Source organism: Burkholderia sp. 22088 (assembly GCF_052045915.1).
Classification (GTDB): domain Bacteria; phylum Pseudomonadota; class Gammaproteobacteria; order Burkholderiales; family Burkholderiaceae; genus Burkholderia; species Burkholderia cepacia.
Genome location: NZ_JBQEPY010000008.1, coordinates 178,747 through 201,445, shown reverse-complemented (window position 1 = coordinate 201,445; position 22,699 = coordinate 178,747). Strand labels below are relative to the sequence as shown.

Here is a 22,699-nt window from a genome sequence, read left to right as displayed (position 1 = left end):
CGCCTGCGGGCGTGCCGCGCATGCCACCGCCAACCGGACACCCATGAGGGCAGCCACCATGAACGCCGCGCGCACCGCCATCTGGTATTTCGATTTCGTGTCGCCATTCGCCTACCTGCAGCAGGAACAGTTCGACCGGTTGCCGGCCGCCGCCGCGTTCGAGCCGCGGCCCATCGTGCTCGGCGCACTGCTTTCACACTGGGGCCAGAAAGCGCCGGCCGAGATCGCGGCGAAACGCGTCTTCACCTATCGCCACGCGCAATATCGCGCGGACAAGCTCGGCATTGCGTTCCGGATGCCGCCCGCGCACCCGTTCAATCCGATCAGGCCGCTGCGTCTCGCGATCGCGATGGGCAGTTCGCCCGACGCGATCCGCCGGATCTTCCGGCATATCTGGCGCGACGGCCACGACGTGTCGACGCCGGAAGGCTTCGCCGCACTGTGCGAAGCCGTCGGTTTCCCCGAGGGCGTGACGGCCGTCGAAGCCCAGCCGGTCAAGGACGCGCTGCGCGCGAACACCGACGATGCGATCGCGCACGGCGTATTCGGCGTGCCGACCTTCGAACTCGACGGCGACCTGTTCTGGGGCGAGGATGCGACCGACATGTTCGCCGACTGCGCGACGTCGCGCGCGTGGCTCGATTCGCCCGAAGTGCGCCGCATCAGCGCACTGCCCGAAGGCATCCGGCGCGGCTGACGGCGCCGCGGCCGCCCGGCGCTCACGGCACGAATCCGGCGCCGCCGAATTTCCGCACCGCACGCACATGGCGGGCAGCCCCACAGGGCTTGCCCGCCTTTTCTTTTATTTTCGATCGGCGCACGCATGACGCCGCGCCACCCGGCAGATTCGCGCGCATCCGGCGCGGGAACCGCTCATCCGGTGCAAGATCCAGACCGGCCCGCGCGACTGTCCAGTTCTACCGATTATTTTTCCGATGGCCGCGCGCATCGACGCGGAAATATCGGACGATTCCGATCCCCCCGCCACACGGCGCCCGCCCATCCGGCCCCATCGCACAGCCCCGTTTCATCAGGGGATTCCCGGTATTTTTTCGCATTTTCTTCGAAATAACGGGTGACATACTTGCCCCCCGTTGCGCTCCGGTGCGAGCGCGCTTCCAGATCCGGCCGGCCGCGCGCGATGCATCGGGCGTCCGCCGGGATCGCACGACATGAACAATTTCGATACCACGATCCAGACCTTCCTCACCCACATCACGTTCGGACCGCTGATGAATCACGCGATCCGCGTGATCGCGGGCTTGTACACGTTCAAGGGCTTCGTGCTCATTCCCGTGCTGTGCTGGCTGTGGTTCCAGCCGGGCCCGAACCGCGAGCGGCAGCGCGAGCTGGTCGTCGCGACGATCGCGAGCGGGCTCATTGCGCTCGCGTTCGGCCGGCTGCTCGCCCAGGTGCTGCCGTTCCGCGTGCGGCCGATCTACAACCCCGAACTGCACCTGCACTTCCCGTCGGCAGCCCTGCGCGCGGCCACGCTACAGGCATGGAGTTCGTTTCCCAGCGATCACGCGATGCTGTGGATGGCGATCGCCACCGGCATCTTCATCATCGCGCGCCGCGTCGGCGTGCTCGCGCTGCTGTATGCGGTCGTGTTCATCTGCGTACCGCGCGCCTATCTCGGCTTTCACTACCCGACCGACCTGATCGCCGGCGCCGCGATCGGCATCGCGATCGCATGGCTGCTGACGCGCGACGCGATCCGCTCGCGCTTCGCGCCGCAGGTGCTGGCGACAATCCGGCGCTTCCCCGCGCCGGCCTATACGCTCGCGTTCCTGCTGTGCTTCGAGCTGATCACGCAGTTCGACGAACTGCTGACGCTCGCGCAGTCGGCCACCCGCACGATGTAACGGGAGACGCCGCGATGCTGCCGCTGCTTTCGTTCCGTCGCCCCGGCACGCGCTGCCGGCCATGCGCGGCGTCGGCGCGCCGCGCAACGCCCGCGCCGCTCAGTCGCGATCGGGCGCGCCCAGCGGAAAGAACGGGCGATACGGCCGCGCCTCGTCGACCGCGCGCGCAAATGACGGCCGCGCCAGCAGACGCTTGCGATACGCGATCACGTTCGCGAACGACGGATCGATCCGGTGCGTCCAGTCCGCATAGAACAGGAACGGCGCCGCGCCGCAGTCGGCGAGGCTGAAGCGGTCGCCGGCCGCCCATTCGCGATCGGCCATCTTCCTGTCCAGCCACGCATACGACGTGTCGAGCATCGCGCGCGCATCGGCGACACCGCGCGCATCGCGCTCGGCTTCCGGCCGCAGCGCATCGAACACGACCTTCTGCTGCGGCGTCGACACGTAGTTGTCGAAGAAACGATCCATCGTGCGCACCTCGAGCGCCGCGTGCGGATCGTCGGGCAGCAGCCGCACGGGGCCCGGATGGTTCAGGCCGAGGTACTCGATGATGATGGACGCCTCGATCACGGTGCGGCCGGCATCGACCAGCACCGGAAAGCGCTTCAGCGGCCACAGCGCGGCCAGTTCCTGCATCGGCTTCGGATCGTCGTGCGCGAGCACGCGATACGCGAACGGCGTGCCGTTCTCGTACAGCGCGGTCAGCACCTTCTGGCAGTAGGACGAAAAGGGATGGGCGTAAAGCGTCGGTATCATCGTGCGGTCTCTCCGGGTTTCGGCGCCGCGTCGTGCGGCGCCACGTGATCGGATACCTTGACGACGAACGGCACCCGGCCGTTTCGACAGCGGTCCGGAATTTTTTGTCGTGCGACTTGTGCCGTTACGACCGGCCGTCCATCACGACGCGCCCCTCGGCACGCCAGCGCAGCATCCCGCCGCCGAGATTGGCGACCGTGTCGAAGCCGGCTTTCAGCAGGATCACGGTCGCCTGCGCGGATCGCCCGCCGGCCCGGCACACAGTCACGACCGGCCGGTCGCGCGCGATCTCGCCGGCACGCGCGGCCAGTTCGCCGAGCGGAATCGGCATCGCGCCGGGCAGGTGACCGAGCGGGCCCGTGAATTCGTCCGGCTCGCGCACGTCGACCACCTGCACCGCCTGCAAATGATCCTCGAGCCATTGCGGATCGATTTCCCAGAACCCGGCGAACGTATAGACGAGCGGCGCCCAGTCGGGTGCCGCCTGCGCATCGGGCGCGTTCGCGGCGACGCCGCATTGCAGGTTCGCCGGCACCGCGACATCGATCTGGCGCGGATGCGCGAGCCCGAGGTTGCGCATGTAGCCCGCGAAATCGTCTTCGCTCAGATCACCGCCGAGGCGCGGATTGAAGCGCCGCTCCTCGCCGACGCTCGTCACCGTGAGCCCGCGATAGTCGTGCGCCGGATACAGCAGGCACGCGGCCGGCAGCGTGAAAAGCCGGCCGTGCACCGCGCGATACAGCGCGCGCGGGTCGCCCTGCTGGAAGTCGGTGCGGCCGGTGCCGCGGATCAGCAGGCAATCGCCGGTGAACGCCATCGATTCGTCGTCGAGCACGAGGCTGATGCAGCCGCTCGTGTGGCCGGGCGTCGCGCGCACGGTCAGGTAGCGCGCGCCGAACGCACAGCGGTCGCCGTCGTTCAGGTAACGATCGGCGCCCTGCGCGCCGCTCGCGGCCGAGATCGCGATCGTGCTGCCCGTGCGCTGCTTCAGCAGCCACGCGCCCGTCACGTGATCGGCATGCACGTGCGTGTCGACGGTCGCGACGAGCCGCAGCCCGAGCTCGTCGAGCAGCGCCGCGTCGCGGCGCACCTGCTCGAACACCGGATCGATCAGCAGCGCTTCGCGCGACGCGCGGTCGGCGAGCAGGTACGTATACGTCGACGACTGCGGGTCGAAGAGTTGCCGGAAGATCATCGCGAAGTCGCTCCGTCGCTGGTTGATGCGCATTGTCCGGCCCGCGCCGCCGCTGCCGCCGCTGCCGCCGCGGCCGCCGCGCGGGCCGCCCCGTCGCGGTCCTGCACTGCCGGCATCCGGCCGGCACGGCGCGTCAGCCCGGCTGCGTCACGTAACGCAGGTACGGCTTCAGCGTCCGGAAGCCCTGCGGATACTTCTGCTTGGCCGCATCGTCCGACACCGACGTCGGAATGATGACATCGTCGCCGGGCCGCCAGTTGACCGGCGTCGCCACCGTATGCTGCGCGTTGAGCTGCAACGCGTCGAGCAGGCGCAGCACCTCGTCGAAATTGCGTCCCGCGCTCATCGGATAAACGAGCATCGCCTTGACCTTCTTGTCCGGCCCGATGACGAACACCGAGCGCACGGTCGCGTTGTCGACCGCCGTGCGCGGGCCGCCGCTCGCATTCGGATGAATCATGTCGTACAGCTTCGCGACCTTCAGCTCGTCGTCGCCGATCAGCGGATAGTTGACCGCGTGACCCTGCGTCTCGGCGATATCCGCCACCCACTTCCGGTGATCGCTGACCGGATCGATCGACAGCCCGATGATCTTCGTGTTGCGCTTGTCGAATTCCGGCTTGAGCCCGGCCATGTAGCCGAGTTCGGTCGTGCATACCGGCGTGAAATCCTTCGGATGGGAAAACAGGATCGCCCAATGGTCGCCGATCCATTCATGAAAGCGGATCGTTCCCTCGGTGGTCTCCGCGGTGAAATCGGGCGCGTCCTCGCCTAGTCGAATCGACATGTTCGTCTCCGTCAAATGGGAATCGTCACGACGCCCGCGCCGCGGCTTGCGCGCGACGCGCGATCGTCCGCGCGCGGAGTGCAGGCATGGCACATGCCCGGGTTCCGCGCGTTCATATAGCCTAGTTCAAAATGCGCGCACCACCGGGATGCGGTGTGCGCGATGTCTCGGCCGACTCCGACGACCAAGGCGGCACGGCAGCACGATGCGCCGCAACCGGGTGCGCGGGCGGGCTGCCTTACACTAGCGGCTCCTCTCGTCTTACGTTCACAGGAATGCCGCCGACATGTCGATGACGATCGATCCGAAGCAGGCCGCCGCACTGCTGGCCGTCGCCGACACGGGCAGCTTCGAGCAGGCGGCCGTGCGCTTGCACGTGACCGCATCGGCCGTCACACAGCGGGTCCGCGCACTGGAAGCAAGCCTCGGCACGCCGCTCGTGCTGCGCACGCGGCCGTGCCGCCCGACGGTGGCCGGGCAGCGCGTGCTGCAGCACCTGCGCCGCGTCGCGCTGCTGCAGGCCGACCTGCAAAGCACGCTCGCGACCGAGCGCGAATCGCCGATCTCGGTCACGATCGCGCTCAATTCCGACAGCCTCGGCACGTGGTTTCTCCCGGCACTGACGTCCGTACTCGCCGGCGAGCGCATCCTGTTCGAGCTGATCGTCGAAGACCAGGACCACACGTTCGCGCTGCTCGAAAGCGGGATGGCGGTGGGCTGCGTGACGACCGAGCCGAAGCCGATGCGCGGCTGTCTCGCGACGCCGCTCGGCACGATGCGCTACCGGCTGCTCGCGGCCGCCGCGTTCGCGGTGCGCTGGTTCCCGCGCGGGCTGAACCGCACGAGCGCGCGCAAGGCGCCCGTCGTCGCGTACTCGCGGCGCGATACGCTGCAGTCGTCGTTCCTGAAGGAGAAGTTCGGGCTGCCCGAGGGCGCCTACCCGTGCCACTACGTGCCGGGCACCCATTCGCACTTCGCGGCGGTGCGGCACGGGCTCGGCTACGCGATGGTGCCGGAGCCGCTGATCGGCGCCGCGCCGCTCGACGCACAGGGGCTCGTCGATCTCGCGCCCGCGCATCCGACCGACGTCACGCTGTACTGGCACGCGTGGACCGTGCAGTCGCCGACGATGGCGTCGTTGTCGGAACGCGTCGTCGAGGCGGCGCGCCGGCTGCTCGCGCCGCTGCCGTGACGCGCGGGTGATCGACACCGCCAGGGCGGTGCGTGGCGTGCGGCGCGGTACGCATCGCAGCGAGAAACCCTGCCGCGCCGCCTATACTTTTTCCATCGGCCTCGCGAACGCATCGCGCGGCCGATCACGCACATCCGGCCGTTCCCTTTCCCGCAAGGAGAACATCATGTCCCGCCGCTATATCGATTGCCGCGAGTTTCCCAGCGCGACGCATTGCTCGGTCGCGATTTCCGCCGACTCCGACAACGAACTGCTGGAGGCCGCCGTGCAACATGCGGTGCTGGTGCACCAGCACACCGACAGCGCCGAACTGCGCACGCAACTGAAAACGCTGTTCCGCGACGGCACGCCACCCGCCGACGCACCCCGGCAAGCGTAGTCCGCCGGCTCGCCCGATATCGACAGACGGGTTGCCTCGTCGCCCCCGTCGCCTCTTCGCTCCCCGCTTCGCGCCACCTCGTGCCGGCTCTCCCGCCGGCCGGCGCATTCCTCGTTACGCGCGGCGCTGCGCGAAATACGCGCCGACCGCACCGATGAAGGTATCGATGTCCGCGCGCGACACGTCGCAGTGCGTGACGAAGCGCGACGCGTAGAGCATCTGCGTGAGGATCCCGCGTTCCTTGAGCCACGCTTCGAGCGGCGCGCAATCGGCTTCGGGGAATTGCGCGAACACCATGTTCGTCGCGTGCGACAGCACCTTCACCGCGTCGATGCGCGCGAGGCCCGCCGCGAGATGCGCGGCGTTCGCGTGATCGTCCGCGAGCCGCTCGACGTTGTGGTCGAGCGCATACAGGCACGCGGCCGCGAGAATGCCCGACTGCCGCATCGCGCCGCCGAGCACCTTGCGCCAGCGCTGCGCGCGCTCGATCAGCACGCGGTTGCCGACCAGCACCGAGCCGACCGGTGCGCCAAGCCCTTTCGAAAAGCAGATCGACACGGTGTCGAACGGCGCGCACAGCTCGGCGATCGAACGGCCCGACGCGACGGCGGCGTTGCACACGCGCGCGCCGTCGAGATGCAGCGCCAACCCGCGGCTGCGCGCGAACGCGGTGGCTTCCTGGACATAGCCTTCCGGCAAGACCTGGCCGCCGATCGTGTTTTCGAGCGCGAGCAGGCGCGTGCGGGCAAAGTGATTGTCGATCGGCTTGATCGCCGCGGCGATCTTCGCGAGCGGCAGCGTGCCGTCCGGCGCGTTCTCGATCGGCTGCGGCTGGATGCTGCCCAGCACGGCCGCACCGCCGCCTTCGTACTTGTAGGTGTGCGCGAGCTGGCCGACGATGTACTCGTCGCCGCGTTCGCAATGGGCCATCAGCGCGGCGAGGTTGCTCTGCGTGCCGCTCGGGAAGAACAGGCCGGCTTCCTTGCCGGCCCGCTCGGCCATCACCGCCTGCAGGCGCAGCACGGTCGGGTCGTCACCCCATACGTCGTCGCCGACTTCGGCGGCAGTCATCGCGGCCAGCATTGCCTGGCTCGGACGTGTCACGGTATCGCTGCGTAAATCGATCATCGCTGAGTCCTGGGTAAACGCGGACCGGAACCGATGCGCCCGGCCCTGCCGAAACGAGACTCAGAGTGTACGCAATTCACGCAGCGTGTGTGCGCCGACGGGCGACGGTCGACGCGAGCACGGCGCACCGGCTCGCGATGCGGCACGCCGCCGCCCGGGCCGCCGTCAGTAGCGCGGCGGCGGCGGCTGGACACCCGCCGGCGGCATCGGCGGTGCCGCGCGCGGTGCGCCGCCGTATCCGCCACCGCCGTATCCACCGCCCCCACCGCCGCCGCTCATCCCGCCCGGCACCGGCACGCGGTTGCCGGTCGCGTACATGCATTGCAGGTAGCCGTAGTCGTAGCGGCGCTGGATGTCGTAGGCCGAGCCTTGCGCCGCTCCGGCGCCGACCACGCTGCCCGCGAGCAGCCCCGCGCCTGCGCCGACGGCCGCACCCGTGCCGCCGTTGAACGCCGCGCCGGCCGCCGCCCCGAGCGCGGTGCCGACGGCCGCGCTGCCGACCGCGCTCGCGGTCGACGCCTGCCCGGCACTCACGCCGCCCGATTGCTCGAACGCGTATTGGCGGCAGTTCGCATCATCGGCACGGAACTGGTCGAACGACTTGCCGGTGCCGGGCAGCGCCATCACGCTCGGCCCGGTCGGCATGTACGCGCACGCGCCGAGCAGGCCGGCCAGCGCCAGCGCGGCCGGCACGCGCAGTGGTCGAAACAGGGATTTCATCGTCGCGCCTCCGTCACTGCGGCCGTGCCGGCACCGATCGCCAGCCCGACTTGCAGGTCTTCACATGCGGGTAGTAATGCTTCGACGCGTCGCAGTAGTACCAGACGTTCGCGTCGCCGTCGTCCTGCGGCTGACCTTTCTCGACGTACTCGGGCGGCGGCCCCGGGTCGACGGGTACTGCGACGACGGGCGGCGGGTAGTAATAAGGCGCAGGGACGACGGGGTAGTAATACGGGTAGCCGGGGCCGACATAGACCCCGACCCGGGCGGCATGCGCCACGCCGCCCGTCGCGATCGCCACTGCGGCCACCGCGCCCAGTGCGAGCTTCAATCCATTCACGTCACGTTCTCCGGCTGGCGGTTCGTCGATGCGAACCCGACATACCGAACGCTACGCCGCGCGCGATCCGTCATCCATTACGGGCGCACGCGCCAATGTTGCGCGGCGTTACCGATGTGACAGACCCCATCACCCGCGGCCCGCCGGCGCGAGCGGGGGCGTTACGCGATAACGCACCGCAACGGTTCGGCCGCGCTCGGGCGCCGAGGGGTGCGGTGTCGCGCAGCGTTCGCGCCCGGATCGAACCGTTCCGATGACGCGACGCGCCATATTGACGCACGTGCGTCAGACCGCCACGCCGCAGCCGCGCGCGCCGCAAGCAGCCTTCTTGATACGAATCAACGATTTACCCCGGAATCGCGCGCGCCGGGCTGGACATCTGCGACGAGTTGGCGCATTTCGCGGTGCAACATCGCGGCCCATACTCCAGCCAACCCCGACGCCCGTCCGCCGGGGTCCGCCGGCACCCGCCGGCGGGTATCGTCAGCCTCGGTCAACTGGTATGGACACCGCTCTTTCGGCCCTCGATCTGGCCCGCCTGCAATTCGCGTTCACCGTCTCCTTTCACATCGTCTTTCCGGCGCTGAGCATCGGCCTCGCCAGCTTCATCGCCGTCCTCGAATATCGCTGGCTGAAAACCGGCAAGCAGTACTACAAAACCCTCTGCCTGTTCTGGTCGAAGATCTTCGCGGTCGCGTTCGGGATGGGCGTCGTTTCCGGCGTCGTGATGAGCTACCAGTTCGGCACGAACTGGTCGGGCTTCTCGAGCTTCGCCGGCGCCGTCACCGGGCCGCTGCTGATGTACGAGGTCATGACCGCGTTCTTCCTCGAGGCCGGTTTCCTCGGCATCATGCTGTTCGGCTGGAACCGCGTGAGCCCGCGCGCGCACTTCGGCGCGACGCTGATGGTCGCGATCGGCACGCTGATCTCGACGTTCTGGATTCTCGCGTCGAACAGCTGGATGCAGACGCCGCAGGGCTTCGAGATCGTCGACGGCCGCGTCGTGCCGACCGACTGGTTCGCGATCATCTTCAACCCGTCGTTCCCGTACCGCCTGTTCCACATGGCGATCGCCGCGTTCATCGTCGCTGCGCTGGTGGTGGCCGCGACGGGCGCATGGCACCTGCTGAAGGGCCGCCGCGACAAGGGCGTGAAGAAGATGTTCTCGATGGCGCTGTGGCTGCTGCTCGTGCTCGCGCCGCTGCAGGCCGTGATCGGCGACCAGCACGGCATCAACACGCTGAAGCACCAGCCCGCGAAGATCGCCGCGATCGAAGGGCTGTGGGAAACCGAGAAGGGCGGCACCGCGCTCAACCTGTTCGGCATCCCGGACATGAAGGCGGAAACGACCCGCTACGCGGTGAAAGTGCCGCACCTCGGCAGCCTGATCCTCACGCACAGCTGGGACGGCGAGATCCGCGGGCTGAAGGAATTCCCGCCGGAAGACCGCCCGAACTCGACGGTCGTGTTCTGGAGCTTCCGGATCATGGTCGGCCTCGGCATCGCGATGATCGGCCTCGCCGCGCTCGCGTGGCTCCTGCGCCGCCGCGGCAGCCTGTATGAATCGAAGTGGTTCCAGCGCTTCGCGCTCGTGATGGGCCCGACCGGCTTCGTGTCGCTGCTCGCGGGCTGGGTCACGACCGAAGCGGGCCGCCAGCCGTGGGTCGTGTATGGCGTGATGCGCACCGCGCATGCGGTGTCGCCGCTGTCGGTGCAGCAGGTCAGCCTGTCGATGATGACGTTCGTGATCGTGTACTTCCTCGTGTTCGGCACCGGCGTGTACTACATGCTGAAGCTGATGAAGGCCGGCCCCGCGCTGCCCGACGTGAAGCACGACGACACACCCGACACGCGCCCCGATCACACCGCGCGCCGCCCGATGTCGGCCGTCGACGAGCTGATCGAGACCGTCTGACCCACCCCGGGTCCACCCCATTCCGCACACGAGAAAACCTATGGACGTCACCGTAATCTGGGCCGCGATCATCGCATTGGGGCTCTTCATGTACGTCGTGCTCGACGGCTTCGACCTCGGCATCGGCATCGTCTTCCCGTTCTTCCCGGACGAGAAGGAACGCGACCTGATGATGAACACGGTCGCGCCCGTGTGGGACGGCAACGAGACGTGGCTCGTGCTCGGCGGTGCCGGGCTGTTCGCGGTGTTCCCGGTCGTCTATTCGACCGTGCTGTCGGCGCTGTACCTGCCGCTGATCTTCATGCTGGTGTGCCTGATCTTCCGCGGCGTGTCGTTCGAGATCCGCGCGAAGGCGCGGCGCACGAAGCAGCTGTGGGATCTGGCGTTCATCGGCGGCTCGGCCGGCGCGACGCTGTTCCAGGGGATCGCGCTCGGCGCGTTCCTGCAGGGCATCAACGTGAAGGACGGCGTGTTCGCGGGCGATGCCTTCGACTGGCTCACGCCGTTCAGCCTGCTGACCGGCCTCGGCCTGATCGTGACCTATGCGCTGCTCGGCTGCTGCTGGCTCGTCGCGAAGACGGAAGGCGACCTGCAGCGGCGCCTCCATCGCGTCGTGTGGCCGCTGACGCTCGTGCTGCTCGGTTTCATCGCGGTCGTCAGCCTGTGGACGCCGCTGCAGGATCCGGCCATCGCGCAGCGCTGGTTCGATTCGGGGCTGTTCTGGCGCCTGCTGCCGGTGCCGTTCCTGGTCGCGGCGTGCGCGGTATGGATGCGCCGCGCGGTGCGTGACCGGCATGACATGACGCCGTTCGTGCTCGCGCTGGCGCTCGTGCTGCTCGGCTACGTCGGCCTGCTCGTCACGCTGTTCCCGTATGCGATTCCTCAGACGATGACGATCTGGGAAGCCGCGGCGCCGCGCTCCAGCCAGACCTTCACACTGGTCGGCGCAGCGGTTATCCTCCCGATCATCATCGCCTACACGACGATGGGTTACTGGGTATTCCGAGGCAAGGTGCGCCATGAAGACCAGCATTACTACCACCACTGATTCCGCCGAACACTCCGCCGCGGCGGCCCCCCGGCCGCGGATGCGCGGCTGGATGTGGTTCGTCGTCCTGTGGGCCGGCGGCGTGATCGGCGCCGTCACGCTCGGTTACGCGTTCAAGATCTTCATGAACCTGACGCTGTTCGCGGTGAAGTAGGCCCCTTCCGCGTTGCACGCCGGAGCGCATGCCGGGCCCGTTCCGCGCAATCCGCCTCCGGCGCGCCACCGTCGCCGCCGGCACGCCGCCGTGGCGATCCTCCTCCCCGGCATTCACGCTTTCACGCGCCGGCGCGTGCCCCGCTCACCGCTCGCACTTCGTCGCGCACATCGCCTTGTCCACTTCCGCGAAGAACGCCTGGTAGTACTCGGGCTCCATGACGGTCTTGGTACGCGAATCGCCGGCACTGTCCCACACCGTACGATCGAATCGCGCCCGCACGATCGCGACGTGCGCGTCCCGCCCCGCCCGAACCGTCACGATCGCGGCCACGCGTTCATGATCGGGCTTCGTCGGCAGCATCCCGATGCGCGCCTTCAGCGCGCCGCGCAGCAGCTGACGCCACTTCGGGATCAGCGTGTCGCTGCGCCCCGCTTCCACCAGCCCCGAATCGCGATCGACCGTCACCGGCGCGTAACCCTGTGCGCGCAGCGCGCCGGCCACCGCGTCGAGCGCGCGCGCCTGCGTCGCGTCCGCATAGCGGCGGTCGCTGAGCATGCGCAGCGTCTGCTGCTCGGCATCGGTCAGGTCGACTTCGGTCTGGCTCGAGCTGTAGCGCACCAGCGATCCGCCGTTGCCGATCTGCCGCTCGTTATCGGCTTTCGTCGCGCATCCGGTCAGCGCCGCGAACAGTCCGGCACAGGCGAGCGCCAGCGCGCCGCGGCCGCGCACGGGCGGCACCGCGGCCGGGCGGTTCGTCTCACGACGTGCCGCGCGCCGGACGCGTAGACGGTGGCGAAATCCGGTTGCCCGGGCGTCGGGTGGCGATATGATCGTCATCGGGGCGTTCTCTCCTGTCGGCGCCATGATAGGGAGGCGCCCCGGCCGCCACAAACGACATTTTTTGACCCACTGTGTAGCTTTTCTTCGCGATCTCACGATGCGCCGATTGCCGCCCCTGAATGCGCTGCGCAGCTTCGAAGCTGCCGGCCGCCTGCAGAGCCTCACCCTCGCCGCCGACGAACTGAACGTGACCCAGAGCGCGGTCGCGCAGCAGATCCGCGTGCTCGAATCGTTCTTCGGGCAGAAGCTGTTCGAACGCGACGGGCGCTCGTTGCGGCTCACGCCGCGCGCGCGGCATTACCTCGTCGACGTCGCGAGCTGCCTCGGCCGGCTCGCGCAGGCCACGAGCCAGATGCTCGAACCGGTCGGCGGCCATCCGGTGCGGATCAACACGTCGGTGTCGTTCGCGCATGGATGGTTGCTCACGCAACTGGCCGCGTTCCAGGCCGGGCATCCGGATATCGACGTGCAACTCGTCACGACGCCCGACACCGAACGCGACCAGTTCGACGAAACCTGCGACATCGTCATCCGCCGCTATACGCCGGAGCTGCGCCGCAAGGGGTTCGTGTCGCGGCCGCTGCTCGCGACCGTGGCGGTGCCGGTGTGCGCGCCCGGCCACCCGGTGCTCGATGACGCGCGCACGCCGGCCGACCTGCGCAACGCGCCGCTGCTGCATTACGCGGGCTTGCCGCAGGCATGGCAATACTGGTTCCACCAGGCGGGCTCGGTCGTCACCGAGACGCTGCGCGGGCCGTTCTATCGCGAGTTCTTCCTGATGACCAAGGCTGCCGCGAGCGGGCTCGGCGTGTGCCTCGCGCCGCGTGCGGTCGTGCGCGACGATCTCGAGCACGGGCGGCTCGTCGCGCTGTTTCCGGAAGTCCACCTGGAAGGGCCGCCGTTTCACTGCCTGTATCGCGACGACGGCGATGCGTCGCTGCGCACGTTCGTCGACTGGCTGTTCGCGCGGGCGGAGGCGCTGGAAGGGGCGCCGCCGGGATAGCCGACGACGCGCACGGAACTCGCCGCTTCCGCTGCCGGATCGACGAAGCCCGGTATACGGGGAATCGCCCGGGCGCTTACTTTTGCCCGCGCAGCGCCGCTTCGATCTTGCGATCGGTCTTGTACTGGCTCAGCGCATACACCGACCAGATCGCGGCCGGCAGCCAGCCGATGATCGTGATTTGCAGGATCAGGCAGATGATCCCGGCGATCGGGCGGCCGATCGTGAAGAACTGGAACCACGGCAGCAGCAGGGCAAGCAGAAGGCGCATGAACAAACCTCTCGGTGCGTCGTTGAACGGGTGATGCGTGGCGAATATGCCGGTACGGGCGACAGAATTCAAGCCGTTCGTCGCGATACCCGCCTGCTACACTCGCGCGTCGTCGAACGAAGCACGACGAGAACAACAACGGAGAAAGAGGGCAATGAACACCCCGTCGTCACACCACGGCCACGAGCCGCCCGCCGTCACGCACCCGAAGAAGGCCCGGCGCCGCTGCGCGGCCGTCGCGCTCGCCGCGCTCGCCGCCGTCGGCGTCGCGCACGCCGAAACGAAGCCGACGACGCGCTACGCGATCAACCTGACCGGCGACAGCGGCAGCGAAATACCGCTGAGCAGCGAGCCCTACAGCTGGACCACGCACGACGGCAAGGTGCTGTCCCAAGGCGTGACCGATGACAAGGGGCATGCCGCCGTCACACGGCAGGCGGGCGAGACGCACTATGTGCTGGAGACCGTCAACACCCGCTGGATCTACACGGTCGACAACGCGTGCTGGGCGCGCCGCGACGCCGCCTTCGCCCGCTGCGCGAAACTGACCGACGCCGTCAACCTGGTCGCGCAGCGCATGGCCGACGACACGCGCGACGAGCAGGCCGCGGCCGCCCGGCGCCGCGATGCCGCGCTCGCCCGTTACCGCGCGGCCGCGGCGGCCAACGACGACGAACTCGTGTGGCTGGGCCCGCTGCCGGCCGAATGGTCGAGGGACGACGTCCAGAAACAGCTCGACGACGTGTACGGCAAGATCAAGCACGAGCTCGACAATCTCGGCGATGCCGACATCGACGTGTCCCGCTTCGTGTGCAGGTCGCCCGACCAGATCGGCCCGGCTCCGGACCAGCAGGCCGTGATCGACTACATGAGCAGCCTGCGCGAACCCGGCTCGACGACGCCCGCGCAGTGGACGGCGCTCGTCGAGGCCGCGCGCAAGGGCAACTGGCTCGCGCGGCTGCAGATCTTCGTCGCACTCGGCTCGCGCCCGAAGGACGACCTCGTGTCGGTCTACCGGCGTATCCAGCTGATGGGGTGGCTGCAGGCGAACCACGTCGGTGCGCTGTACACCTACTACCTGGGCGAACTCGCCGCAACCGGCTATTTCGAAGGGCCCGGCCCCGGCGCCACGTCGCCGATTCCGTTGTATGCGGCCATGCACGGCAGTTATGCGGCGATGAAACGCGCGGGCGATTCGCTCATGGCGCGGGACGAGCCGGACGTGCAGGCGATCGGCAAGCGCATGCACGATTGCGCGGTGCAGATGATGCCGGTGCTGTTCGCGAAGTAGACGCGGGCAGCACCTCACGCGACACACCGGCAGCCCGCCGCGCGGCCGGCGGCGGGCAGTCCTGCGGCGTCGCGTCGCTCAGCGACCGATACCGAGCCCCGGCAGCACGCCGGTATTCTCGGCCACCACCGCATGCAGCAGGCGCGGGTCGGCACCGAGCAGCCCGAGGATCGTCGGCGCGACCTGCTTCGTGCCGACCGTGTCGGTCACCGTGCGCGCGCGATGCAGGCCCGGATACGACACGAGCAGGCCGAGGTGGCTGTCGTCCGGTGCGTTGCCGCCGTGCTCCTCGTCCTTCTTCGTGCTCGACGTGTAGATCACGCCCGGATTCGGCTGGACGACGATGTCCGGCGTGCGGCCGTTGGCCGGGTCGCCGAACCGCTCGGCGAGCGCCGCGCCGTACAGGATGTACGCCTGCGGGCCGTCCGCGCAGATCCCCGGCGCATTGCAGCCCAGGTTCGCCTTCAGCGTCTGCACCACGGCCGTGCGCTGGTTGCGGTCGCGCAGCCAGATCAGGCCGACGTCGTCGGTCTGCACGAAGCCCGTGCCGACCAGGCCCGAACCGTCGTTCAGGTTGCCCGTCTTCGTGTTGTTCTGGCCGAAGTTGCCGTTCGGGTCGAGATAGTTGTTCGCTTCGAGCAGCTTCGTCAGCGTGTCGCCGTTCTTCACGAGCTTCGTGTGATCGGTCGGCGACTGGCCATGCTTCGACGTGACGATCACGGCCGTCGACGAATACAGGTTCGCCTGCTTCAGCGCCTCGACGACATGGCCGATCGCGTTGTCGACGTACGTGATCGCGTTCGCGACCTGCCCGTTCGGCGTGAAGTTCGCATCCAGGTAGCCGCCGCCCTTCGTCACCCCCGCCTTCTGCGCGACGCTCAGCGTCTGGAAATCGGCGCCGAACAGCGTCGGCACCGGCGCGCGCTTCGTGCCCGTCGAGTCGCGGCCGTTGATCTGGTTGATCAGCGCCTGCACATGCAGGTTGTCGAATTGCGCGGTATGCGAATAGACGTCCGTGTAGTCCGTCTGCGTCGCCGGGTCGATCGAGTTGATCTCGGTGCGCGCGAGATCGTCGACGCCGGTGCCCGACGGGCCGTTCAGCCAGTCGTAGCCCCATGCGTGCTTGTCGGCCCACGCGGTGGTCGCGTTCGGGATGCCCGCCTTCACGGCCTCGAACACCGTGTTGGTCTTCACGTAGTTGTGCGGATAGACCGGCACGCACTTGCCGTCGACCTTCGCGTTCGGGATCGCCTGCGGATTGAATGCGCCGCCGCCGTTCAGGTGAACCAGCGCGCCGCCGTTCTCGGCGTCGATGCCGGTCGTCTCGTCGAACACGACGTTCCAGCCCTGCTTGCCCGTGCAGCTCGTGTCGCCCGGCGCGTACAGGTTGCGATCGTACGACACGTCGTAGAACAGGCCGGCCGTCTTCGGCGAGCCGCCGGTCACGAGCGCGGCGAGGCCCGGAAACGAATCCGACAGGCCGGGCGTATAGGCATTCGTGTAGGTCACGCCGCTCTTCGCGAGCACCGCGATATTCGGGCACGTGTTCGCGCCGATGCAGCGCGCGAGATCCTGCTCGTGCAGGCCGTCGACACTGATCAGCAGCACGTGCTTCACGACGCGGCTCGCGTGGCCGCGGTCCTCGCCCTGACGGTTGCCGTCCTGCTGCGCCGCATGCGCGCCCGCGCCTGCGAGCGCCAGCGCACCCGCCACCATCCCCACCCACTTCCGCTGCTTCCCAAGGAAAGACATGATCACCCCACCTCATCGATTGACGTTGAACTGCGTGACTTGCCATCAGGCGCGCAAGAATATGGCTGTGCCGTGGGTCGCTCGCATGAAGCGGGGCTTTCTGTTTTCTATCAAACGTAACCAATCGCAAGTGACACGATGCGGTCGCAAACCAGCGTGGCCGGGCGCACGTTGCGGACTCGCGCGCTCACCGGCAAGCACCGCCCCGGTGCATCGGCCACCGTCCGCGGCGTCACCCGCCGCACGATTTTTTTTCCGGCTTGGCGCGCGACTATTGGCGTGTGATAAAGGGTTTTCCCTGACCCGGAGCAAGAGTATGTCGACCCTGGAAGCCCTCCGGTTCGTGCTGGACGATGCACGCACCCCCGAAATCATTCGCCACCACGTCGTCGACGCGTTGCAGTACGCGTTGCGCAACTACGGACAGGTGTTCACCGCGAAGGAAGTCGAATGGCTGGCGCAGTGGGACGACGCGCGTCTGCCGCTGGCCGCGAAGAAGGAATTGGGCAAGCGCGAGGAACCGGCGATCGCCGCGCGCTGAAGGCAGCGCGCCGCCGCGCCCGAACGGAGGAACGGACGCGGCGGCGGCGGACGGCCTGCTTACTGCAGGCCGAAATCGACGCGGGTGGTCGCGCCCTTGTCGTCGATGCCCTTCGCATCGAGCTTCGGCGCAACGACGAACACGCGGCTCGAATCGATCTTCCCCTCGAGGTACTGGCGCACGGCCTGCGCGCGCTGCTGCGCGAGCGCACGCAGCGCGTTGTCGTCGGCCGGCGCGTGTTCGGCGAGCGCCTTCTTCATGTCGGCATCGGGCAGCGTCTTCTGCAGGCCGATCAGGTTGCGCGGCTTCTTGAAGTCGGCGGCCTTGTATGCGCGCGTCAGGTACTTGCTGTACTCGGCCGGCTCGACCTTCACCGACATCGGGTCGATGCTCTCGCCCTGCCCGATCACGTCCTTCAGCTTCTGCTGGCGCACCAGCCGCTCGACGTACGCGTCGCCGAGCCCCGACGTGTCCTTCGCCGGGTCGACGCGGCCGATCAGGTCGAGGCGGATCGACGGCTTCTCGGTCAGCATCTTCACGACGGTGTCGAGCTTCTTCTGCTGCGCGTCGTCGAGCTGGTACGAGCCCGGCGCGAATTCGACGTAGCCGAGATCCTCGCCGCCGCTGCCGAACGCATGCGCGAGCAGCGAGAACGGCGACGTGACGGCCTTCGCGATCAGGTTCAGCACCGCGCGCCAGATCAGCCCGCCGACACTGAACTCGGGGTTCGACAGCGAGCCCGACACCGGCAGGTTCACGTCGATCTGGCCGCGCGTGTTCTTCAGCAGCGAAATCGCGAGCTTCACCGGCAGCCTGGTCGCCGTGTCGTTCTCCACATGGTCGCCGAACGTGAGCTGGTCGATGAAGATGTGGTTGTTCGCCTTCAGCTGGTCGTTCGCGAGCTCGTAATGCAGGTCGACGTTGAGCTTGCCCTTCGTGATCGGGTAGCCCGCGTACTTCGCCGAATACGGCGTCAGGTTGGTCAGCTCGATGTCGTGCGCGGTCGCGGTGAGGTCGAGCGCCGGTTTCTCGATCAGCGGGTTCACCGAACCCTTGATCGAGATCGGTCCGTTGCCCGCGAGGTTCGCGGCGACGTCGACCGGCGCGGACGTCGTCGAATCCGTGCCGAACGCGCCGACCGTGCCCTTGATCGCAACCAGGTTCGCCGTGTAGTTCGGCTTGATGAAGTTGTCGGTGTAGGTGACGCGGCCGTTCTGCAGCAGCAACTCGCCGAAATGCATCCGCACCGGGTTCTGCGGCGGCTGCGCGGCCTTCACGACCACCGTCGCCGACGCGGCGGCCGGCGCGGACGCCTGCTGCGCGGCGGCAGCCGGCGGCGTCACGCCCGGCGACAGCGGCACCGGTTCGCCCTTGCTCGCGTCGCGCGTGAGCGACTGCGCCGGGCCCGTCTCCTTCGCGACCACGTCCTTCAGGTTCAGCCGCCCCTGCGCATCGAGCAGCACGCGGCCGTAGAAGTTCGAGAACGTCACGCGCGCCGCGTCGACGTCGGTGCCCTTCTCGTCGTAGTTCGCCTTCAGGTTCGTCAGCGCGAGCGAGCGCCAGCCCGCGAACGGGTCGGAGGTCGCCTTGTCGAGCATCCGCACGTCGACGAGCGCGACGTCGCCGCGATAGGTCGCGCGCGGTGCGTCCTTCACCTGCGCGAACGTCAGGTTGCCCTGCGCGTTGAGCAGCGCGCTGGCGATCGTCGCGTTCAGCGCGCTGCCGAAGTACGGCTCGAACGCGGCCGCGTCGAGGCGGTTGCCGTTGATCTTCAGGCCGAGCTTCAGCGGCTGCGCGGTCACGTCGCCCGTCACGTTCAGCGAGCCCTTGCGGTTCAGCGTCGCCTTCAACTGCACGGGCAGCGGCTTGCTCATGTCGTCGCTGATCTTCTGCACCGACAGGTCCAGCGGCTTGATCGCCAGCTTCACCGGGCGCGGCGTCGACAGGTCGGTGAAGTTCGCGGACGAATCCTTCACGTTCAGCGCATCGATCCGGTAATGCCACGACGGCGCGGCGGCCTCGGCCTTGCGCGCGACCGTGCGCTTCGGCACCGACGCCTGCGCGGGTTCGGCCAGTGCCGCGAGGTCGATCCTGCCGTCCTTCAGGCGCTGCACGTCGAGCGCGAGCCCGCTGGCGTCGACGCTCGCGATCTCCGCGGTGCGCGCGGCAACGTCGACCTTCGCGATTTTCGCGCTCGCGTCGGGCAGCACGATCGCGGGCGCCTTCGCGTCGGGCGTCGCGATCTTCAGCGACTTCAGGCTGACCGTGCTGTCGGCGACCTGCGCGGCGAGCGGCGTCTTGCCCCAGTCGGCCTTCGCGTTGACGGTGGCGCCGAGCGTGCCGTCGAGCACGCGCGCACGCGTGGCCTCGCCGAGGTACGGTTGCAGCGCCGGCAGCGCGAGGGCGGCGACCGTCAGCTTGCTGTCGGCCTGCTTCTCCGCGAGATTGAACGTGCCTTCGGCCGTCACGTCGCCGCCGCGCGACAGCGACGTCGACAGCGTGTATTTCGCGGGGGTCTTGCCCTGCATCGAGAAGCCGTCGAGCGTCGCGGCGAGCTTCGTGAGCGACAGCGCGGTCGGCGTTGCCGGCACGCGGTCGTCGACGTTGACGGTGCCGCCGTCGATCGCGAAATGGCGGATCGTCAGGTCGAGCGGCGGCGCCGCCTTCGCGGCGGCTTCGACCTTTGCGCCGCTGGCGGCGGCTACCGCAGCCGCGGAAGCGGCCGCGGCGCCCGGCGCCGCCGGCTTGCCCTCGGCGGCGTTCGATGCGGCTGCCGGCTGCGCGGCGAGCTTCTCGACGTTCAGCACGCCCTGCTTGTCGCGCGACAGGTCGACCACCGGCTGGTCGATCCGGATCTCGTCGAAGTGCAACGCGTTGCGCAGCGGCTCGAGGCTGGCCGCCGCGACATGCACGCCGCGCGCGGCGAACAGCGGCGCGGACGCGCGGTCCGTCACCTTCGCGTCGTTCAGGTCGACGGTGCCCGATACGCGCAGCGCGGGCGTCTCGCCGCTCATCACGAAATTGACCTTGAGGTCGCTGCTCAGCAGGCCGCTCGTCACGGCCACCGGCAGCTTCGCGGGCACGTACGAGATCAGCTTCGGCACGTCGAGGCCGTCGAATTTCAGCGCGATCTCCGATTCGCGCGACTGCGCGAACGGCTTGGTCTTGCCGTCGATCGCAATCGGGCTGCCGTCGAAGCGCGCGCGCAGCTTCGGCTCGACGAAGATGTCGGTCTTCGATGCCAGCGTCGCGATATACGGAATGCCGAGCGTCCAGTTGTCGACGACGTGCTTTTCGTTCAGCAGGCGATCGTCGAAATCGATCCGGCCGTTGTTGACCTGGATGTTCGACACCGAGAACTGCGTCGGCTTGCTTTCCGGTTTGGGCGACGGCGTCGAGAATTTCTCGATCAGGTCGGTGAAATTGAAGCGCTGCGCATCGTAGCGGACGATATGGAAGCGCGGCGAGTCGAGGCGGACTTCATTGACGATCGGCGCACCGCGGAACAGCGACGACCACGACGGCCGCACGACGAGCTTCGCGATGTCGATGAAGTCGCCCTGCCCGCCCTTGTCGCCGAGATGGATGCCGTCGGCTTCGAGGTTCAGCGTGTACGGGTTCAGCGCGATGCGCCGGATCGTGGCGGGGCGGTCGAGCTGCTGGCTCAGTTGCTGTTCGGCGATATGGCGGATCAGCGGCGGCGCCGCGAAGAACCCGAGCAGTCCGAATAAAACGAGGAAGATCAGCAGGCCGAGGCCGATGCGCCGGGTGCGGCGCGAGCGTGCAACGCCACCGAGGGCATGGAGGGTCGAGGATACGGTTTCTTTGTCTGCGCTTGCCATGCTTGAATGCCTCGGGATGGGATGCCGGCCGTACCGGAGAACCGGTCGGCCGCGCACGCTATCCCGAAAGTATAGGCTCAGGAGGTGACGGTACGGGGTTCGGGCGCCGTCGCGCCCGCCGGTCGGACAACGCCGCCGGTCATCCGTTCATTTCCGGACGACGACGGGCGGCATCCACGACCCGTCGCTCGCCTGCGGCTTCGGTGCGTACAGGCGCAACGCGAGTGCGAAATCGGCGCGCGGCGCCGGCAGCCAGTTGCCCGCATGCGTGCCGCCCGGCGACGCCGACACGACGATGTCGATCGACCCGTCGTGGTTGCGGCGCAGGCGGTCGCGATCGCCGAGCGAGCGGCGCGCCGACCCGACGTCGGGCAGCGCGCCGTTCGTCGCATACGGCGTGAGCGTCCAGAACGCGCGAACCGGCGGCAGCGCGCCCGGCGCGAAATGCAGCACGTAGCGGTTCGCTCCGTTCAACTGATGGCCGTCGCTGTCGACACGCACGATCGCGAGCGTTTCGTCGTCGCGCGTCGCGGTGCCGAACTGCGTGTAGGCCGCGTACGCGCGCAGCGTGTAGTCCTGGCCGTACTTGCCGGCCGTATCGCCGATCCAGCTCCAGCCGTTCGCGTTCAGCAGGTTCGACGGCGGGGTCGCGAGCCGCGCGCGCGCCTCGGCGACGCCGGCCGTCGCGGCCGCGAGGCGGTCGCCCGTCCACAGCACCGGGTAGCCGGCCGACACGCCGATGTCGCCGAGCAACGCCTGCGCGTGTGCGTCGTCGGCGGGCGCCGGGTTGTCCTGCAGCGCCTGCGCGAAGCGCGCGAAGAACGCCTTCGGGTCGAGCGCGGCCACCTGCTCGGCCGGCGTGCCGCCGCCCACCGCCTCGGACGGCGCGCTGCCCGCATGGACCGCCACCGACGCGCCGCGCGCCGCGCCCGTGTAGACGGACAGCGGCACCACGCGGATCGCGCGCTGCAATTTCTTCACGTTCGTCAGGTCGCGCCCGCCGCTCGTCTGCAGACGGACTTCGAGCCACGCGTTGGCCGACGGGACGTCGATACGGACCGCCCCCTTCGGCAGCGTGCCCTGCCAATCCTTCGCGGCGAAGGCAATCGTTTGCGATCGCACACCGCCGCGTGTGCCGCGTGCAGCCACGCTCGACGACGACCACAGCACGTTCGTCCACATGTCGAGCGCACGCGCGTCCCAGTAACGGCCGCGCGTGTCGGGCAACGTGACGATCACGGGTTCGGCGGCGACGTCGAGCCAGCCGGTCGAGTCGAGCGTGTCGACGCCCGGCAGCGGCGGATTGACCGCGCCGACGGGCGGCAGCGCCTGCGCGTGGCGCAGCGTGTTGAGCGGCGCCTGCCCCGGCTGCGCGCCGTCGCCGCCGGTCGCCGCTTCCTTCGCGACGTCCATCAGCACGAGCGGATACGCGTATACATAGGAGTCGGCGACTTCCGCGCGCATCCAGCCGGTTTTCCGCTGAATGGCATCCGGTTGCGACGCGCACCCCGCAAGCAACGCCGCCAAGGCCAGCGACGCGCACACGCGCCGCAGAGAAACTGATTCCTGCTGGTTTTCAATCATCGAGTACTGGCCGAATATCGTTCTTTTCAGTCAACGCCTTGTGCGACGCGCGAATGGCGAAAGCAAGGCACCCCAGCGTGCCCGGATAAC

At 68.5% G+C, this 22,699-nt stretch carries 21 protein-coding genes; 10 read left to right on the top strand and 11 right to left on the bottom strand.

The window, feature by feature from the left end:
- The first annotated feature begins 58 nt into the window (after positions 1–58).
- Both ACTJLD_RS17330 and ACTJLD_RS17325 read left to right on the top strand, forming a co-directional pair.
- A complete protein-coding gene (locus ACTJLD_RS17330; RefSeq protein WP_440659390.1) occupies positions 59–697 on the top strand; it encodes a 2-hydroxychromene-2-carboxylate isomerase in 639 nt (212 codons plus the stop codon).
- A 475-nt stretch (positions 698–1,172) separates the two neighbouring features.
- The gene (locus ACTJLD_RS17325) at positions 1,173–1,865 is read left to right on the top strand and encodes a phosphatase PAP2 family protein (RefSeq protein WP_226150614.1); all 693 of its coding nucleotides are present in this window, start codon (positions 1,173–1,175) and stop codon (positions 1,863–1,865) included.
- Positions 1,866–1,964: 99 nt separating this feature from the next.
- Here the strand turns inward: ACTJLD_RS17325 and ACTJLD_RS17320 are convergent, their stop codons facing one another.
- The 3 genes from ACTJLD_RS17320 to ACTJLD_RS17310 all read right to left on the bottom strand — a co-directional run bounded on the left by ACTJLD_RS17320 (position 1,965) and on the right by ACTJLD_RS17310 (position 4,606).
- Entirely contained in the window at positions 1,965–2,624 is a 660-nt protein-coding gene (locus ACTJLD_RS17320) for a glutathione S-transferase family protein (protein WP_021164299.1), read from the bottom strand.
- Positions 2,625–2,748: 124 nt separating this feature from the next.
- Positions 2,749–3,819 carry a rhodanese-like domain-containing protein gene (locus ACTJLD_RS17315; RefSeq protein WP_027790374.1) on the bottom strand — a complete coding sequence of 357 codons (1,071 nt, stop codon included), beginning with the start codon at positions 3,817–3,819 and terminating at the stop codon, positions 2,749–2,751.
- Between the two features lie 133 nt (positions 3,820–3,952).
- The gene (locus ACTJLD_RS17310) at positions 3,953–4,606 is read right to left on the bottom strand and encodes a peroxiredoxin (RefSeq protein ID WP_027790373.1); all 654 of its coding nucleotides are present in this window, start codon (positions 4,604–4,606) and stop codon (positions 3,953–3,955) included.
- A 286-nt stretch (positions 4,607–4,892) separates the two neighbouring features.
- Between ACTJLD_RS17310 and ACTJLD_RS17305 the strand changes: the two genes are divergently transcribed.
- Together ACTJLD_RS17305 and ACTJLD_RS17300 are read left to right on the top strand one after the other, a co-directional pair.
- Positions 4,893–5,798 carry an HTH-type transcriptional regulator ArgP gene (locus ACTJLD_RS17305; protein ID WP_021164296.1) on the top strand — a complete coding sequence of 302 codons (906 nt, stop codon included), beginning with the start codon at positions 4,893–4,895 and terminating at the stop codon, positions 5,796–5,798.
- 166 nt (positions 5,799–5,964) lie between these two features.
- Complete coding sequence (locus ACTJLD_RS17300; protein ID WP_059684048.1) at positions 5,965–6,177, top strand: DUF1059 domain-containing protein; 213 nt, start codon at positions 5,965–5,967, stop codon at positions 6,175–6,177.
- 114 nt (positions 6,178–6,291) lie between these two features.
- Here the strand turns inward: ACTJLD_RS17300 and ltaE are convergent, their stop codons facing one another.
- The 3 genes from ltaE to ACTJLD_RS17285 form a co-directional block, all read right to left on the bottom strand.
- The gene (ltaE, locus tag ACTJLD_RS17295) at positions 6,292–7,305 is read right to left on the bottom strand and encodes a low-specificity L-threonine aldolase (RefSeq protein WP_060372877.1); all 1,014 of its coding nucleotides are present in this window, start codon (positions 7,303–7,305) and stop codon (positions 6,292–6,294) included.
- Between the two features lie 165 nt (positions 7,306–7,470).
- Entirely contained in the window at positions 7,471–8,025 is a 555-nt protein-coding gene (locus ACTJLD_RS17290) for a YMGG-like glycine zipper-containing protein (protein WP_060083809.1), read from the bottom strand.
- A gap of 13 nt (positions 8,026–8,038) precedes the next feature.
- Positions 8,039–8,365, bottom strand: coding sequence for a hypothetical protein (locus ACTJLD_RS17285; protein WP_027790369.1), 327 nt, complete (start codon positions 8,363–8,365; stop codon positions 8,039–8,041).
- A gap of 502 nt (positions 8,366–8,867) precedes the next feature.
- On the opposite strand from ACTJLD_RS17285, the gene ACTJLD_RS17280 reads away from it, so the two are divergent.
- From ACTJLD_RS17280 to ACTJLD_RS17270, 3 genes are read left to right on the top strand one after another with little or no spacing between them, the layout of a single operon-like run.
- Complete coding sequence (locus ACTJLD_RS17280; protein ID WP_027790368.1) at positions 8,868–10,280, top strand: cytochrome ubiquinol oxidase subunit I; 1,413 nt, start codon at positions 8,868–8,870, stop codon at positions 10,278–10,280.
- 40 nt (positions 10,281–10,320) lie between these two features.
- Positions 10,321–11,328 (top strand): cytochrome d ubiquinol oxidase subunit II, encoded by a 1,008-nt coding sequence (gene cydB / locus ACTJLD_RS17275; RefSeq protein ID WP_027790367.1) that lies wholly within the window; start codon positions 10,321–10,323, stop codon positions 11,326–11,328.
- Positions 11,300–11,482 (top strand): hypothetical protein, encoded by a 183-nt coding sequence (locus ACTJLD_RS17270; RefSeq protein ID WP_027790366.1) that lies wholly within the window; start codon positions 11,300–11,302, stop codon positions 11,480–11,482. The genes cydB and ACTJLD_RS17270 overlap by 29 nt, the downstream gene beginning before the upstream one ends.
- A gap of 144 nt (positions 11,483–11,626) precedes the next feature.
- On the opposite strand, the gene ACTJLD_RS17265 is transcribed toward ACTJLD_RS17270, so the two are convergent.
- Positions 11,627–12,322, bottom strand: a complete 696-nt coding sequence (locus ACTJLD_RS17265; RefSeq protein ID WP_091920665.1) for a hypothetical protein — start codon at positions 12,320–12,322, stop codon at positions 11,627–11,629.
- A 100-nt stretch (positions 12,323–12,422) separates the two neighbouring features.
- On the opposite strand from ACTJLD_RS17265, the gene ACTJLD_RS17260 reads away from it, so the two are divergent.
- The gene (locus tag ACTJLD_RS17260; protein WP_060083813.1) at positions 12,423–13,328 is read left to right on the top strand and encodes a LysR substrate-binding domain-containing protein; all 906 of its coding nucleotides are present in this window, start codon (positions 12,423–12,425) and stop codon (positions 13,326–13,328) included.
- Between the two features lie 76 nt (positions 13,329–13,404).
- Here the strand turns inward: ACTJLD_RS17260 and ACTJLD_RS17255 are convergent, their stop codons facing one another.
- Complete coding sequence (locus ACTJLD_RS17255) at positions 13,405–13,599, bottom strand: YqaE/Pmp3 family membrane protein (RefSeq protein WP_059684201.1); 195 nt, start codon at positions 13,597–13,599, stop codon at positions 13,405–13,407.
- 154 nt (positions 13,600–13,753) lie between these two features.
- Here ACTJLD_RS17255 and ACTJLD_RS17250 point away from each other — a divergent pair, with 154 nt between their 5' ends.
- Positions 13,754–14,890: a hypothetical protein gene (locus tag ACTJLD_RS17250; protein ID WP_440659354.1), complete on the top strand. Its 1,137-nt coding sequence runs from the start codon at positions 13,754–13,756 to the stop codon at positions 14,888–14,890.
- A 78-nt stretch (positions 14,891–14,968) separates the two neighbouring features.
- On the opposite strand, the gene ACTJLD_RS17245 is transcribed toward ACTJLD_RS17250, so the two are convergent.
- The gene (locus ACTJLD_RS17245; protein WP_264169214.1) at positions 14,969–16,642 is read right to left on the bottom strand and encodes an alkaline phosphatase family protein; all 1,674 of its coding nucleotides are present in this window, start codon (positions 16,640–16,642) and stop codon (positions 14,969–14,971) included.
- A gap of 316 nt (positions 16,643–16,958) precedes the next feature.
- Here ACTJLD_RS17245 and ACTJLD_RS17240 point away from each other — a divergent pair, with 316 nt between their 5' ends.
- Positions 16,959–17,183, top strand: a complete 225-nt coding sequence (locus ACTJLD_RS17240; RefSeq protein ID WP_027790361.1) for a hypothetical protein — start codon at positions 16,959–16,961, stop codon at positions 17,181–17,183.
- A 59-nt stretch (positions 17,184–17,242) separates the two neighbouring features.
- Here the strand turns inward: ACTJLD_RS17240 and ACTJLD_RS17235 are convergent, their stop codons facing one another.
- Both ACTJLD_RS17235 and ACTJLD_RS17230 read right to left on the bottom strand, forming a co-directional pair.
- A complete protein-coding gene (locus ACTJLD_RS17235) occupies positions 17,243–21,025 on the bottom strand; it encodes a DUF748 domain-containing protein (RefSeq protein WP_334047397.1) in 3,783 nt (1,260 codons plus the stop codon).
- A 147-nt stretch (positions 21,026–21,172) separates the two neighbouring features.
- Positions 21,173–22,609, bottom strand: coding sequence for a DUF1254 domain-containing protein (locus ACTJLD_RS17230; protein WP_440659353.1), 1,437 nt, complete (start codon positions 22,607–22,609; stop codon positions 21,173–21,175).
- Positions 22,610–22,699 lie beyond the last annotated feature (90 nt).